We start from the raw sequence: 16,292 nt of genomic DNA, 5'->3' as shown, positions 1-16,292 counted from the left end.
ATATAACAGCCAGGGCCGGTTTTAATCGAATATCCCTATTCCGGTTTAACCGGTTCCTGGTTTACGCTCCATCCCTAACTCCCCATGTATTATGAAGATCCGCTATCAATTAACCTGCTTATTGTTATTAGTTTCCTTTACTACTATTGCACAAACCGACAAGCAAGCTACTATAAAAAAAATGACCGATTCCATTAAATTGGCCACGCTGTCGGAGTTGGCTGTTAAAAATCCTGCTTTACGGCAAATAAACATCTCTACCGATATCATCAGCAGGGGCAACATCAGCAGCAAGCTTTACAACGACCCGCTGTTTAAAGGTAAGGCCAGTACGGTGCGTACAAACTTGCTGTTCAACGTGCCCGTTAAATCGTGGGGTAAAAACTCGCTTTCGGCATCAGTTAGTTACTTTCAGCAGCACATACAAATAAGGGAAGTGCAAAGCTTTAGCCCCATGCTCAATAATAACGACTTTGTTTCTGATAAATCAACCGTAGGCCTTTCGTTCGGTATTCAGCGCAGAGATTCCATATTCGGCAGGCCGGTATTTTTAATGGCAAGCGTGCTGGGTGTTACCAATGATGCCAGTTCCATAAAAAAGCTTAGCTACCTCGGTACGGCTATTTTCCCGCTGAAACAAACCGCCACTACCAGGTACTCTGTCGGGATTATCTTAAATATCGATCCGTCGCTTAAGGTGCCGGTTGTGCCGTTATTTACTTACTGGCATAAGTTTAGTAACGATATTGAATTGAATTTTAACCTGCCGCAGCAAGCCGGGTTACGCAAAGCTTTTTCCGACAGGCTTTCGGGAACATTGGGCACTTCGCTGTCGGGCTCAATCGCGTTCTTCAACCTTACCCAGCCAAACTTACCGCACGATGCCAACTACACCACTATCGATCTGAAAACAGGGCCGGGTATAGAATATCGTTTAGGCAAAAAGTTTATGGTAGGTGTAAACGGAGGTATACTAACCCCGCTATCCGCACGTGCATTTGATCGCGACAAAACCTCAAGCGAGTATTTTATAAGCAATAAGCTAAGTAATGTGCTGTATATGAACTTTACTTTTTCTGTATTGCCATTCCTGAAATAGTAGCAGATATACAAATCGAAGAAGATCTCTCACTACGTTTTGAGACAGCGTGAATATTAAACCAGCTTGTCATTTCGATGAGGAACGAAGAGAAATCTTCTGCTTCAAGTATGTAGCAGACTTACAGATCGAAGAAGATCTCTCACTACGTTTCGAGAAATACTTTTCATAACACCCGTGAGATAAACAGGCAAATTTTAATGTGATAAGGTTTAGGCGTAGAAGGGTGCGGGTGACGTGTTTTACTATGTTTAAACCATCACGTCAATTCGCTTGGCGATATGCCGAAGTATTTTTTAAAGGCAATGCTGAAGTTGGTTTGATGTTTAAAACCCGTCATTTCGGCTACATCGAAAATAGTACGGCGGTCCTCAATGAGGAGCTGTTTGGCCATTTCCATGCGTAAGCGTGTTACGTAATCGTAAATGGTGCAGCCAAAGTATTCTTTGAAGCCCTTCCGCAGTTTTGATTCGTTGATGGATACCGATAGTGCCAGTTCGCGCTGCATGGGCGGGTTAATGAAGTTATTCTCCAGTATGTCTCTTGCCATTTCCAGCTTGGCTATGTCTTCGTGCCGCAGTAATTTTTCGTTGGATAGATGTTCATTGTTGAACTGTTCTATCTGGTAAATGAGCAGCTCCAGTACCTTTGCTTCCGTGTGCAGGCGTTTGAACTCGCCGGTCTTTTTGTTTTCGAGTATCTCGTCTATGATCCGGTGCATCTCGGGGGTGGCACGCATATCCACCTCCGAAAACTTGGCCGAAATCCCTTTGTCAATCTCCTGCACAAAATCCTCATGCAAAACGGAGTGGCGATCGATCAAACGGTAATAAAAATCTTTGCTGATCACGATCAGGAAGTAGGTGTATTCCACACCCGATTTTAGCTCGTAACTCGACTCGGAGTTAGGAATAAAACGGATATTATGCCTGCTTGCTCCCTGGTAAGGTAGCTTTGAACCCGGTACCTGGTAGGCGATAAACTGGCTTACAATGCTTTCGCCCTCAATACCGGTATCAATGATCACATTTTCGGCAAACTTCATGCGCGAGTGCATCAGGAAAAGGCCGCTGCTGCATAAAAGATAATTCTGCATATCGATAGGGGCATCGGTAATATCGATACGTCTTTCGGTAACCTTACTAAGTGGGTCATAAGTATCCGGGATGTTCTCTACGAACAACCAGTCGGGCAATCGATCTATTCTGCTTCGAACTATCATGATACTCAGTTTAACTCCGAATGATTTATTTTTATGGGTTTGGTTAAAACAAGAGGTGATAAGGTTTTGGGGTTTATTTTGATCTCGGTTTCCACATCAAAAACATGGTAAATATCGAGTGTATTGAGTACTTCTATCGGTGTGCCGTACTTCCAGCGACGACCGTCCTTGAGCATTAGCACCCTGTCGGCATAATCGGCTACCAGATTGAGGTCGTGCAGTACGGCAATCACCATCATGCCTTTTTTACATAAGGCTTTGGCAATGGCCAGGGTTTGCTGCTGGTAGCGCATATCCAAACCGGCAACAGGTTCATCTAAAAACAGTACAGCTTCGGGCTGATCCCATATCTGCGCCAATACACGTGCCAAATGAACCCGTTGTTGCTCGCCGCCGGAGAGTTGCAGGTAAGAGCGCTCGCCGAAATCCTTTAAGCCGCAAATGCGCAGGGTCTCCGAAACAATGCGCTGATCCTGCTCGCGTGCCTGCTGTTTTTCGTGCGGGTAACGGCCCATCATCACAATCTCTTCAACCGAAAAGGCGAGGTTTACATGGTGGCTTTGTGCCAGCGTTGCACGCTTTTGCGCCAGTTCGAGCGGATCAAAATCCGACATTGATCTGCCATCAAGCGTAACAACCCCCGAGGATGGTTTGTTCTCCGCGTTGAGCAAGCTTAACAGCGTTGATTTTCCGGCGCCGTTAGCCCCTACAATAGCCAGCATCTGGCCGCGCTTGGCAAATAAAGATACGTTCTTGATGATCTTTCGGCCATTTACCTCATAACAAATTTCCTTAACTTCAAGCATCAGGATGATATTTTATTCTTGTCTCTTAAAAGGATGAATATAAAAACAGGACTGCCAATGAGCGCTGTTATTACGCCTATAGGCTGCTCAATAGGGGCGGTTACAATACGAGCCAGCAAGTCGGCAAGGCAAAGTGTGGTAGCACCCAAAATAGCGCTGGCCGGTAACACAAAGCGGTTGTTTACACCGCCCATCAGCCTCACCAAATGAGGCACTATAAGCCCCACAAAACCAACAATGCCCGAAACCGCCACACAGGCACCCACCGCCATTGTGGATAGCATGATGACCGTTCGCTTAACGCTTTTAGTTTTTACGCCTAACTGCTCGGCCTGCCGCTCGCCCAATACAAAGGCATTAAGCTTTTGGCCCTGCAAGGGCAGCAAAATAAGTGAGGCCATTACAAACGGGAAAATAGCATAGATCAATTCCCACGTCGCACCCGAAAGGCTTCCCAGCATCCAGAAGGTGATATTGCGCAGTTCGCTTTCTTCGGCATTGGCGGTAATTAAGCCCGTTACTGCCGTGCAAAGCGCGTTTACCGCAATACCCATCAGCAGCATGGTGGCAATTTGCGGCCTGCCGTTGGTGCTGGAGAGTTGGTAGATAAGAAAGGCCGTTAACGTTGCGCCCGTAAGCGCGCCAATGGCAATTACATAATAACCGAATATGCCGCCCAATACAGTAAAAAAACTCGCTTGCAACACAATTACAAACACCGCCGCCAATGATGCCCCTGCGGAGATACCGAGCAAACCGGGTTCGGCAAGCGGGTTACGAAAAATGGCCTGCACAGCTGCCCCCGATATACCGAGCGCCGCGCCAACCAGTAAGCTTAATACTACCCTTGGCATCCGCACAACAAACAAAATAGTTTCAAATTGCGAACCCGCAGCCGGTTTGGTTATGCCTGTTTTGCTCAATAACAGTTCAATAAGTATAGGCAGAGGAATATGCACCGCGCCAATGGCCAGCGCAAGCAGCATGGCAATTACCAATGTGCCTGTCATCAAAGTATATATCAGCGGCTTTTTCATTATTTAATTGCCGCAAGCTTTTGATGCAGGGTGCTGATAGCCTCGCCCAAACGTGAACTGAAGTTTACCATCAGCGGGCCATCAACCTGTACTATTGCGTTGTTCTTACCCGCCTTGGTGGCCATTACGCCCGGCATTTGCAACACCGATTTTGTACCGCCCAGGCTGTTCAGGCCAAAATCGAATAGCAAGATCACATCGGGGTCAGTCCGCACGAGGGTTTCGGTGCTGTAGGGTTTAAACTCGTTAAACTCCTTAATGGCGTTGGTGCCACCGGCCAATTCAATAATTTCGGCCATTTGGCTTCCGTTCCCGGCAACGGTCATGGTGCCTGCGCCACGAGCGTAAATGAAGAGTACCTTTTTAGGTTTCGCTTTATCGGCCTTTACTTTAGCAATTTCTTCGTTGATCTGTTGTTTGGTGGTTGCTGCCAGTTGCTCGCCTTTTTCAGGGTCGCCTATGGCTTTGGCCACTTTCTTTATAAAATCTACCGCACCGGCAGCGCTGTAGGTTTGGTTTATAGTTACCAGCTTGATGCCTGCGTTTTTTAACTGATAACGTAATGTGCTGCTTACTTCTTTTTCGGGAGCCAAAACAAGATCAGGGGAGAAGGAAAGTAATACCTCTGACGATACACTCCTGTTTTTGCTCACCTTTGGCAAATTTTTTACCTGCACCGGGTACTGGCTGGTTACATCGGTAGCCACAATGGCGTTGCCATAGCCCAGTGCCCACACGGTTTCGCTAAGCGCATTACTCAACGTGATAATGCGCTTAGGAGGGCCATCGGCTTTTGCCGCCATTGCAACAAACAACAGTACCAAAGTTGCCAAAAGGGCAGAGGTAGCTCTTGTTCGAAGGGTAAATAACTTGTTTAGAATCATTCTAATCATTCTGCAAAACAAGCACAATTTTTCGGTAGTGCAAAAGAGCTCCTGCTGCGGTGTGAGGTATTTCGTTGTTCCTCATCCGGGAGGTAAGTCCTTGGGTTTGTTTGATAATTATTTGTATGTCAATTGTTTGTGTTTTATTATAGCCTTTTTGTATTCTGATGGTTAGATGTATCAGGCATATACAAGCCGCCATTTCAGCGCAAAATAAATCGGATTGCATACGAAATAAATCGGATTGCATACAAGGATTTCAATTGTAGATGCGAGATTTGCGCTGTTTTTATTTAGAATGATTAAAAATAATACGAGCTTGTATAATCTACCCCGCATATTACTGACGATGTTCGCCGTCCTCTTTTTAGCATCAAGTGCTTACAGTCAGGATATGGTTTCGATAAAGGGGAGGGTGCTCAACGAAAACGGCGAGCCTGTTGCCCGTGCCACCGTTTCACTTTCGCCGGATAACCACCTTACAGAAACAGACAGCAAAGGAAGCTTCAGTATGAAACGGATTTATACCGGTTTGTACCGTGTGCAGATCAGCTGCGTTGGATACGAAATGTATTCCGGCGAGGTCAATATAAAAGGGCAAGATGCTGCATTGGAATATACCCTGAAGGCAAGCAACGATGAATTGCAGCAGGTAGACATAGTAGCCAGAGGCCAAAACGCGCCCGATAACCTCATTAAAGCGGAAAACAGTGCCATGCCTGTAACGGTGATTACCCGCGAAACCATTGAAAAAATGGGAAGCCGTCGTTTGGATGAAGTGCTTAAAGAGCAAACAGGTATGGCTATCGTTAATAACATAGCCGGCGGGGCACGCTCGGTAGGTGTGCAAATGCAGGGTTTCAGCAGCGATTATATTATGGTGCTTATTGATGGCCAGCCCATGTTGGGCCGCAATAACGGGAGTTTAGATCTTTCGCGTATCAGCGTATCTAATATTGAGCGAATAGAAATTATAAAGGGCGCTTCATCGTGCCTGTACGGCAGCGAGGCTCTGGGCGGTGCCATCAACATCATTACCCGGTATGGCGCAACGCAGCCGCAGGCATCAATCAATTATCAGTACGGCAGCCTCAATATCAGCGATGCCACACTGGAGGCCGAAACCCCGTTTGCCGATAACCGTGGCTATGTGAATATTTCAGGCAATTTTTACCATAGCGATGGTTTCAATACCAACCCCAAATACATACTTAACGGTACTACCGCTCCGCCTTATGATAATTATAGTTTTCAGGGCCGGGGTAAGTTCCAGGTGAGTAAAAACTCCAGTATTGGGCTTACAGGAAGGTACGGTTTACGTAAATCTTTCATGACCAAAGATTTTGGCCTGGGCATCATATCAAGCGATACGCAGGACGAAGCGGAAATAAATCTCTCCGCAAGTTTCGACCACCGGTTTAACGATAAGCTACGGGGTTTAACACGCTACTACTTTACCAATTTTGACTCGAACGTTAACCTCTCATGGCTACAGGGTGGCACCGGCATTACCGATAATACCTTTGTGCAGCGCCTGCACCGTTTTGAACAGCAGTTTTCATACCAGCCAAATACCTCGCTTAACTTAACCGGGGGAGTGGGATACGGTATAGAGCAAATGTCGAACATGGGCGAAGCTTCACCTAATGACGTGCAAACAGGATTTGCCTTCGCGCAGGCTAACTGGCGTACAACAGATAAGCTGACCACCACAGCGGGCCTCCGGTACGATTTTACCAATAGTTTTGGCGGCAGCGTTAACCCAAGCCTGGGTTTCAATTATCAGCTTACCAACAGCCTGAAACTAAAGGCAGGAGTGGGCACAGGCTTTAAAGCGCCCGATTTTAAGAGCAGGTATTTAGTATTCTTTAACCCGGTTGCCAATTATTTTGTGGTGGGCAACGAGGTGTTACGCCAAACTATCGAAACGCTTAGCGCCCAGGGCGAGATCAGCGAGATAAGGAGTTATCTGTATAACCAGCTCACCGGCAATTTAAAAGCCGAACAAAATACTTCGTACAATGCAGGTACGGAATGGCAGCTATCAAAAAACTTCAAGCTGGAAGCAGGTGTGTTTTACCACCGTTTGCGCAACCAGATAAACGCTATACAGGTAGCTACCGGCAGTGGCAACCGTCCTATATATACCTACCAAAACCTGCCCGAAGCCGTTAACAAGGGTATAGAAGCATCCTTTTCAATAAGGCCGCTAAAGGATGTGGAAATATCAGCAGGTTATCAGTATCTGATAGCGAAGGATTTAAGCGTGGTAGACAGTATTAAGAAAGGTAACTATCCTTACAACCAAAACATTCACGACCCTAAAACGGGTAACTCATACCCGCCAACACCGTCATCTTATTTCGGTATAGAGAATCGCTCACGCCACATGGCAAACCTTAAGGTGTTTTATGTATATGCGCCCTGGGATATGAGCATCAACAGCAGGCTCACTTATCGCAGTAAATACCCGTTTGCCGATGCTAATGGCAACCAGTTTATTGACAGGTACGACACTTTTGTGGGCGGTTTCGCGCTATGGAATATGGCTGTTGAAAAACGCCTGATGAAGGAGCACCTCACCCTTCGTATCACTGCCGATAACATTATGGGTTATACCGATCCGCTTATTCCGGGACAGCCGGGCAGGGTAATTCTTGCAGGTATTAATTACCGTTTTTTTAAGGATTAAGGCGAAAATAAATCGGATTGCATACGAAATAAATCGGATTGCATACCTGTATTTCCAAAAGGGATACGATATTTGCACTATTCTTATTTAGATTAATTAAAAATAATAAGTGTTTAAATCGAGCCACATTATCATCTTCCCAAGCACCATAAAAATGGGGGAGAAAGGTAAGTTTCAAAAGATACAATGAATAAAAACATACTCAAATTTTTCGGGCAATCCGTGTTACCGGCAGTTATCGCCCTGCTGCTATTCTCATGCGGAAAAACCTACGATCTTAACGGAACCGATTTTCAGCCCGATACCCCGCCAAGTGATTCGGTATTCAGCAGGGAAATATTGATCCGTAACCTGGGCGATAACCTGCCTGCCGGTGATATGCCCTTAGATAGTGAAGATCCGCTATACTTCAGCCTCGAAAAATTTTCATCAGTGCGTATTTCCTATAAAACTACCAACCGCTGGGATATGGCCTTTCATGGCAATTCGCGCAGCGAAATTGCCGGTAACAACGGCAAGGTAAGCGGTTTGGGTTATGGTTCGGCATCAGTAGGAGGTATCATTCTTACTAACCAGCCTTACAGTACAGTTACCGAAATACCCGATGATAGCCAGTTTCAAGTACCCGGCCGTTCGGGCCTGGATGCCATAGGTTTTTTCGGTGAGCCGATGGGCCACGTGGCCTACACTTTTTTTGGCAACATATTCCGGCCTGATAAAGTGTTAGGGTACTCTGATAGCAGCTACGACCCGCCTGTTCAGATAGAAGCTGCCAAATATGCCCACATGATGTATGCCCTGTCGGAAGACTTTGCCAAAGCCTTCCCGGTAACTACAAATGGCGACTCAACCAAATGCCGAACACTGCTGGTAAGAACGGCAAAGGGCAATTACGCCAAGGTAGAAATGCTGAGCTATTACAAAAATACTATCGATCCTTTTGAAATGAACAGGGGTAAAGGTTACGCCATCAGCTTAAGATACATGGTAGTAAAGGCCGACGAAAAACGCTTTGGGTTTATTGCCCGCCGAAAACCTATGACGGTGAATTTGAGCACCCGTACGGTTATCGTAGAAAAATAAAATGAACTATTCTTTAAATATAAATCTTCAAATAGATGAATAAATCTAAACTAAAAAACAATTATAAAACCTTTGCCCTTCCGTTGGTGGCATTGGTTGCAAGCGTGGGTATGCTGATGTCCTCATGTAAAAAGAAGGAGGTAGTACCTTATGAGCAAGACCCCGTAAACCGTATTACAACCTACCGCATAACCAATGCCCCTGAAGCCATTAATGGCGTGGTTGATGATATAGACAATACCATTACTGTTGAAGTGCCTTATTATTTAAGCATCAATTTAATTGTACCTGAAATTAAACTCGCCGATGGCGCTACCCTTATTGATGCCCAGGGTAACAGCATAGATGTAAGGGAAAATCTTGATCCTGTTCCTTTTGATACTGTTGGTTATACCTACAGGGTTAAGGATGATAAGAACAACATTCGCAAGTATACACTCATCACCAGGATTGCCCCTTATAAAGACGCGCTTAAAATGGGTTATTTTGTAACCAGGGATGCTAATGGTAATGTAATAGCGGACGATGTAACTGAAAAGGAAGCGGCGGTTAACTCGCGTATTACAATTTTTGGTAACCTCGAATCGAGCGCTAATACCGCGAAGCTTACTCTGGTAAACAAACAGACTAATGTAGCTGTACCTAACGCGTTGTCTGTTAAATTAGTTGCCCGTAACCCTGAAACACATTACATAACAGCCGATATATCTGCCAGTACCGATAGTGGTTATTATTACATTATTGCTGAGCACCAGGGCCGTAAAGATACCCTGCCTACCATTCACCTTGTTTATACCAAACCTTTCTTTGGTTTTTTACCTAAGCCATTAGCACAAGGTGATACAGTTACCATGAAATTGGCCACACCAAACGAAAACGCTACCAGCAGCGGTGTAAATACAGGTGTTGCCCGTGCATACATCATACTTGCCAAATCCTGGTTGGTTACGCGTCCGGCAAATTTCCCTGAAGAGCTGTTTACTAAGCAAATTGACCTGCAAATCATTAGCCAGAACCGTACAGAGATCAAGTTCATATTCCCTGAAGTGATACCGGCGGGTATATACGAAGTGAATATGGGATCGGGCATGGGCCAGATACAATACACCGGCTTCGGGATCTATTTTGACTTTAACAGTACGGCCTGGGGTAACACCAATTTGCTGGGCGGTATGCCTTATGCGCCTTTCGAGATCAAGCCAAACCAATAACCCTTTTATTCAATCACAATTCAAAGAAAAAAATGAGAAAAATATATAGCGTACTTCCACTGCTGATACTTTTGGCCGGGCTTTGCCTTTCATCGTGTAAAAAAACCGAGTACGAATACCAAAAACGCCCTTATAATGATATTAAGGTATTCACTGTATTGAATGCCACCGGCGACTCTACCAAATGTTTCATAAGCGGCGATAGCATCACCGTTAACTGGAGCCCTGATGTAGCGCTTCCGGCAACCATTACACCTAAAATAGTAATTGACGGAAAAGCGACCATCAGCCCGGCTTCGGGCACTGCGGTACCTTTCAACAAAACCACTGTTTACACGGTAACCGCCGAAAACGGTGATATTAAAACGTATAAGCTTAACCCGTTAGTAGGCTTGCCTACACCAATAATTTCAAGCGCTTCGGGGCCAATTACATGGTTAACAACCAATCAGATGACCATTTTTGGCGAGTACTTCCTGTCGGGTACCGATGCCTCGCAGTTGCAGGCCTATTTACAAAGGGTCTCTGATGGTGTGGAAATACCTTTAACCGTTGATCGTGCCAGCATCACCAATTACGGCATGCGTGCCACCCTGCCCGATTTTTCTGCCGAGCAGGATACCGGGATGCACAAATTATATGTTAAAGCCGGTAACCGTATAGCCAAAAGCTTTGATGTTAGGTTCATTACGCCGCCTATTACCAACATTACTCAATCCTCTAACCTGGTACAAGATGGCCAGCCTATACATTCGGGCGATAAGATCACCATTAATTATACTATGAGCGATAATTACGGTGGTAAGGTAGCCAGCTACTATCATGCAAGGAACATTGATCATATACGGTTATATTTTTCAAAAACATTTGAGATAGTAGAGATCAGAGATGGGATTGTTAAGGGCGATAATACCGTAGAGATCACCTTGCCTAACCTTGATAAATACAAGGGCGAGTATATGACACAGTACCGGTTCATTTATAAATCGGCACCGCCGGCCGAAGCATTGTTTTCATCGTACTACTTGCGCGGGTTTCTTAGCACTACGGGTACAATTGTACAGTAGCCGCATTATATAATATCTTATATTGATGATCAAAATAATCAGCTATACCTTTTTATGCGCCCTGCTGTGCCTTATGTACTCCTGCTATAAGCTGGAAGACCCGAGGCCCAGTTACGATGACGGCCACAGCACGGTAGTACACGACCTGCCCGGCGATACGCTGGCCACCGATGGCTGGGATGATAACTACGCTACCGGCGACTTGTATTTACGCCAGCGTTATTATACCGCCAGCTGGACGGACTCTATACGTTTTGTGCCCCGCGGTAACGAAATTATCAATGCCGCGGTAGGGGTGGATGGTAACAGCGAGGCCAATATCAAATGGCTGGCCAATGCGGCAAGTCACCCGGTTACCGTTACTAATAACGATGCCTACCTGAATACAGCCGATGGTTACCGTTACATTTATCGTAGCAACGCGTGGTACCAGATGGGGATTGATGGCAACAGGGGTATAGCTGCAAATGATAGCATTTTTGTGAACTGGCGGGGATACATTACAACCCCGCCGGTAAACCCGCAACAAGGCTGGGCTTATCGTGATAACGACAATAACCGGGTTTACCGTTATAACGGCAAAGCCTGGGAATTGATGGTAAACGATGCCAACTACAACCAGAACAACAATTTTGTACAGATAGAATACAGCAAAAGCGGAAAAGCGGCAGGCAGGTACAGCATGTTCCTGTTCCGTTTCAGGGATGGCTGGCAGCAGTTCATCCGCGACGCGGCAGATTCTGCACGGTACCTGAAAACGGTCGACTGGGATATTGCCTTTACGGGTGAACTCAACAGTACCATCTGGTTAAATAATGGTCGTGCAAAAACGGGGCCGGGAACGGGTAGCCCTGTAACAAGGTCGTCATTGATCATGTACGAGTATGGCTACGAGTTTATGAACGAAGCGCCCGAAGACCTGTTTTTTGATAATCGCCCTGCGGATTTCCTGCAAATAGGTTACTCATCAGAGTTTGGTCCGGGGGTGAACCCTTGGTATGAGTTAGGCTCAACCTTTATTGCCAAACCATTGCCTTACCGTGCGTTTTATTTGCGGTTGGAAACTATCGATGCTAACACCGGTCAGCACAGTTACAAGTACGGTAAGCTGCAACTCATCAGCATGTACAAAGGTGCGCCCGAGGTACTTACCGACAGGAACTGGCCTTCGCCATACCTCACCTTCAGGTATTTTATACAGCAGGACGGAAGCCGTAATTTGAAAACAAAGGACTAATGAACAACATGCCGAACATGAAGAAACTACTCCTTTGCTTAGGTGTTTTTATTGCTGCTATTACACAGGCCTCCGCGCAAAAAGCAATTTTACATGGTAAAATTACCGATAGCGAAGGGCTTGACATACAAGGCGCTACCATTAGCGCAGGCACTACTAAAACAGGCAGTGACAACAAAGGCGTTTACGAACTGAAGAATTTACCTGTGGGCAAAACCATAGTTACAGTAAAACATATTGGCTATGATACTTTTACCGACACCCTCATACTTACAGCAGGCAGCCGGGTGCTCAATGCGACGCTGCAAAAAAAGGATAATCAATTAAACGCTGTAAGCGTAAGCACACAAAAGCAGGGCAACCGTAATGCCGAAACCCTGATAAAAGTAGAGAACAGCATAATGCCCGTTACTATTATCGACAAGCGCACCATTGAACTGATGGGAAGCCGCAGGTTGGATGAAGTGGTAAAAGAACAAACCGGTATCGCTATCGTGAATGATATCTCCGGCGGCGCTCGTTCCGTAGGGGTGCAAATGCAGGGTTTTGGCAGTGAGTATGTGCTGGTGCTTATAGACGGGCAGCCACTGGTAGGCCGTAATGGCGGTAATTTCGATCTGTCGCGGATCAGCGTAAGTAACGTTGAACGTATAGAGATCACCAAAGGTGCGGCCTCGCTACTATATGGCGGCGACGCGTTGGGTGGTACCATCAACGTGATCACCAAACACCAGGTAGACCGGCCAAGGGGATACCTGGCAACCAGTTACGGCACAAACGAAACTGTTGACGTATCGCTCGATGGCGAAACTCCTATCCTAAACAAAAAGGGCAGTGTTGCCCTTAACACCAATTATTACCATACAGGCGGGTTTAACACCAGCCAGGGTTTAATTAAAGGTACAACAGCGCCGCCTTATGATAATTATGGCATACAGGGTAGGTTCCGTTACCAGTTTAACGATAATAACCTGCTTTCGGTAATGGGCAGGTTTGGCTTGCGCCGTAGTTTCATGAGTAAAGATTTTGGCGTAAAGTATCAAACCCAGGATGTGTTAGATGAAAAAGACATTAACCTGAGCACTAATTTTGAACATCGTTTCAGAAACCGCTGGCGTAGCATGACCCGCTATTACCTCACCCGCTACAATGCCGATATGAGCGTTACCCTGTCGCAGGGTGATAGCCTTAGCCAAAACAAGTTCGGCCAGTTGTTTAACCGTTTAGAGCAGCAGGTGGCATACAGCATCCCAAACAAGTTAGATGTAATTACGGGCATTGGCGGTACCATTGAAAGTATCGACGAAAACATCCTGAGCGATCAAAACAATATTAAGGCATACTTTGGCTACAGCCAGGCCAACTGGCATATTTTACCAAAGCTGGAAGCCATCGGCGGCTTACGGTACGACCATATACTGAAATACGGCTGGCGTTTAGACCCGAGCCTGGCGCTGAAATATAACTTCTTCGGCGGCTTTGTATTGCGGGCAGCGTATGGTACAGCGTTTAAAGCGCCTGATATGCGCAAGCTTTTTCAAACGTCATACAATCCATCAAATAATTACCTCATGGTGGGTACCAACGTATTGCGTAATACCATCAATAATTTATTAGCAAGCGGACAGGTGAGCCAGTACGAACTGGAAAGCGTATACAACGAGATAAAGGGATTAGCGCTAAATGCCGAAATGAGCAAGTCGTACAACGTGGGGCTAATCTGGGAGTCGAAAGACAAATTGATCAGGACTGAAACCAGCGTGTTTTATCATGATATTATCAACCAGATCAACCCCGTATTAATAGGGCGGGATATTAACGGTAACCTCATTTACTCGTACCGCAACAATGCCAGGGCGTATTACAAAGGTGCCGATATATCTTTGACTATTACACCGCTTCCTGGCTTGCAGATCAGTGGCGGGTATCAGTACCTGATCGCTAAAGATCGCAGCGTTATGGATGAAATCAGGGAGGGAGGCAAATTCTACGCGCCGCTGTTTGACCCTAATACCGGGGTGGTAAACTATCAGCCAACCGCAAGTGATTACTGGGGGATAGAGAACCGCTCGAAACACATGTTTAACGGCAGGATATTTTATACCCACGCGCCAACGCAGCTAAGCGGAAACGTAAGGGTTAGCTACCGCGGAACCTATCCGTTCAGCGATAAAAACAGCAATGGCTATATGGACCGTTTCGATACGTTTGTGAGAGATCACTACTTGCTGAATGCCGGGCTGGAAAAGAAATTCAGGGACAGAACAATCTCCGTTAGGTTAACGGCAGAGAACATTCTCGACTTTGTAGACCAGAAAGTACCATCACAACCGGGGCGTTTATTCTTCGCAGGGGTATCGTATAACCTGCGTTAATTTTACTGATATGCGCAAAATAAAGCGGATAGCATACAAAATAAAACGGATTGCATACGCTTCTTTACGAAATGGAAACGATATTTGCGTCTTATTTAGATTGATTAAAAATAATATCCGGATAGGATTCAATTTTAGCCAACAATGAAAAACAAAATAACTATAACACTACTGCTGGCAACCTTGGCATTCTGTTCGTGCAAAAAGAATGATGTTAGTCCGAATACGCTTTTGCAGGATGGTAAAAGCACGGTGATAACAGATTTGGCGGGCGATACCGAGGCATCTTTAGGGGAGGATATACCGGGAAAGGAGCAACGCCCGTTCTATATCTTTTTGTTCCGGTTTAAGGATCAAAAACAGATATGGATCAAAACTAAAGCAGATTCGGCCAAATATTTAAAAACAAATGACTGGGATATCGCCTTTACAGGATTATATAACAGTGAGGTGTATGCTAATAACGGAAGCGTTGCGGTAAACCCCGGCTACGAAGGGCCTGCTACCAATGCCGTAGTTAAGGTAGATAACACGTATGATAAAGTAACCGAAGCGCCGGGCGATGATGCCTTTACACAGAGCAGAGTTAGTGTGATCGGCCGGGCGGAGGCTGAAGGTTCGGCCGGTTGGTATACGTATACGCTTAGTACGCACATTATGCAGCCCCTTAAAAACCGGACGTACATTATTAAGCTTACATCAGGTAAATTTGCCAAACTGGAGCTTATCAATGTATACAAAGGTAATCCACCGGCGGTTACCGATCTTTACTGGCCCGCGCCTTATTTAACTTTCCGTTACTTTGTACAGGAGGATGGAAGCCGGAACCTTAAAACGAAATAACAATGACCGGCTAATGCCGTTCGTAATTAAACTGAAAACAAACCAAACTAATAAATATGCTTAGCACTAAAATTAAAGAAGCCACTCAAAGTGCGCACCAACAGTTGGAGAAAAAGGTGGTATTAAAACTAAAAGCTGTTCGTAGCAATGCTGATTATGCAGATGTACTGAAACACTTTTATGCATATTTCAATGCATTAGAAAATGCCATACGCCCGTATGTAACAGCAGATGTACTTCCTGATTATTCTACCCGTCGTGATTCGGCTTATATTAAAAATGATATTGAAGAACTTGGCGCTGATGTAAATGAGTTGCCGCCGGTAGTTGTTCCGCAAATAGGTAATGTTGTTGAAGCCCTTGGCGCGCTGTATGTTATGGAAGGCTCTATTATGGGTGGCCCGTATATTGTACAAATGCTTCAAAAAGGTGGTGTTGATAAAGGTTTTTCGTTTTTCTCAGGTTACGGACAAGATACCGGCCGTATGTGGGCAACATTTACCGATGTATTAAACCAGGCGGCAAGTACTGAAGCTGATGAAGCGGTAGCCATTAACACGGCAAACGAAACATTTGCCAATTTCTCCGACGTATTTGAATTTAAGTTAGCCTAAAAGGCAACTATTAATTCTATTTATAAAAGTATAAAACGTCTTCTCCGGATAGGGGAAGACATTTTATTTTATCCAGTTTGTAAACCTTGTGGTTTAATTTAATATGGATAAGCCCTCCATTT

Annotated in this window: 13 protein-coding genes; 9 read left to right on the top strand and 4 right to left on the bottom strand. The window is 45.4% G+C overall.

Annotation, left to right across the window (positions count from 1 at the left end; translation table 11 throughout):
* Positions 1-91 precede the first annotated feature (91 nt).
* Positions 92-1,099: a hypothetical protein gene (locus ABD894_RS11975; RefSeq protein ID WP_345211271.1), complete on the top strand. Its 1,008-nt coding sequence runs from the start codon at positions 92-94 to the stop codon at positions 1,097-1,099.
* Between the two features lie 259 nt (positions 1,100-1,358).
* Here the strand turns inward: ABD894_RS11975 and ABD894_RS11970 are convergent, their stop codons facing one another.
* From ABD894_RS11970 to ABD894_RS11955, 4 genes are read right to left on the bottom strand one after another with little or no spacing between them, the layout of a single operon-like run.
* Positions 1,359-2,321: a helix-turn-helix transcriptional regulator gene (locus tag ABD894_RS11970; protein ID WP_345211270.1), complete on the bottom strand. Its 963-nt coding sequence runs from the start codon at positions 2,319-2,321 to the stop codon at positions 1,359-1,361.
* Positions 2,322-2,326: 5 nt separating this feature from the next.
* A complete protein-coding gene (locus ABD894_RS11965; protein ID WP_345211269.1) occupies positions 2,327-3,127 on the bottom strand; it encodes a heme ABC transporter ATP-binding protein in 801 nt (266 codons plus the stop codon).
* Entirely contained in the window at positions 3,127-4,164 is a 1,038-nt protein-coding gene (locus tag ABD894_RS11960) for a FecCD family ABC transporter permease (protein WP_345211268.1), read from the bottom strand. Before ABD894_RS11960 ends, ABD894_RS11965 begins: the two co-directional genes overlap by 1 nt.
* Positions 4,164-4,967, bottom strand: coding sequence for a heme/hemin ABC transporter substrate-binding protein (locus ABD894_RS11955; protein ID WP_345211267.1), 804 nt, complete (start codon positions 4,965-4,967; stop codon positions 4,164-4,166). Before ABD894_RS11955 ends, ABD894_RS11960 begins: the two co-directional genes overlap by 1 nt.
* 430 nt (positions 4,968-5,397) lie before the next feature.
* Here ABD894_RS11955 and ABD894_RS11950 point away from each other — a divergent pair, with 430 nt between their 5' ends.
* From ABD894_RS11950 to ABD894_RS11915, 8 genes are all read left to right on the top strand, one after another.
* Positions 5,398-7,740, top strand: a complete 2,343-nt coding sequence (locus ABD894_RS11950) for a TonB-dependent receptor (protein WP_345211266.1) — start codon at positions 5,398-5,400, stop codon at positions 7,738-7,740.
* A gap of 186 nt (positions 7,741-7,926) precedes the next feature.
* Positions 7,927-8,823, top strand: a complete 897-nt coding sequence (locus tag ABD894_RS11945; protein WP_345211265.1) for an HmuY family protein — start codon at positions 7,927-7,929, stop codon at positions 8,821-8,823.
* Positions 8,824-8,858: 35 nt separating this feature from the next.
* On the top strand, positions 8,859-10,034 hold the full coding sequence (locus tag ABD894_RS11940) for a hypothetical protein (RefSeq protein ID WP_345211264.1): 1,176 nt from the start codon (positions 8,859-8,861) through the stop codon (positions 10,032-10,034).
* Between the two features lie 32 nt (positions 10,035-10,066).
* Positions 10,067-11,101, top strand: coding sequence for a hypothetical protein (locus tag ABD894_RS11935; protein ID WP_345211263.1), 1,035 nt, complete (start codon positions 10,067-10,069; stop codon positions 11,099-11,101).
* A 25-nt stretch (positions 11,102-11,126) separates the two neighbouring features.
* On the top strand, positions 11,127-12,338 hold the full coding sequence (locus tag ABD894_RS11930) for a hypothetical protein (protein ID WP_345211262.1): 1,212 nt from the start codon (positions 11,127-11,129) through the stop codon (positions 12,336-12,338).
* 17 nt (positions 12,339-12,355) lie between these two features.
* Positions 12,356-14,713, top strand: coding sequence for a TonB-dependent receptor (locus ABD894_RS11925; RefSeq protein WP_345211261.1), 2,358 nt, complete (start codon positions 12,356-12,358; stop codon positions 14,711-14,713).
* A gap of 144 nt (positions 14,714-14,857) precedes the next feature.
* A complete protein-coding gene (locus tag ABD894_RS11920; RefSeq protein ID WP_345211260.1) occupies positions 14,858-15,556 on the top strand; it encodes an HmuY family protein in 699 nt (232 codons plus the stop codon).
* Between the two features lie 56 nt (positions 15,557-15,612).
* Positions 15,613-16,170: a biliverdin-producing heme oxygenase gene (locus ABD894_RS11915; RefSeq protein WP_345211259.1), complete on the top strand. Its 558-nt coding sequence runs from the start codon at positions 15,613-15,615 to the stop codon at positions 16,168-16,170.
* Positions 16,171-16,292: the final 122 nt, after the last annotated feature.

Source organism: Mucilaginibacter gynuensis, assembly GCF_039541195.1.
GTDB lineage: Bacteria > Bacteroidota > Bacteroidia > Sphingobacteriales > Sphingobacteriaceae > Mucilaginibacter > Mucilaginibacter gynuensis.
This window is presented reverse-complemented; position numbering and strand designations above follow the sequence as displayed.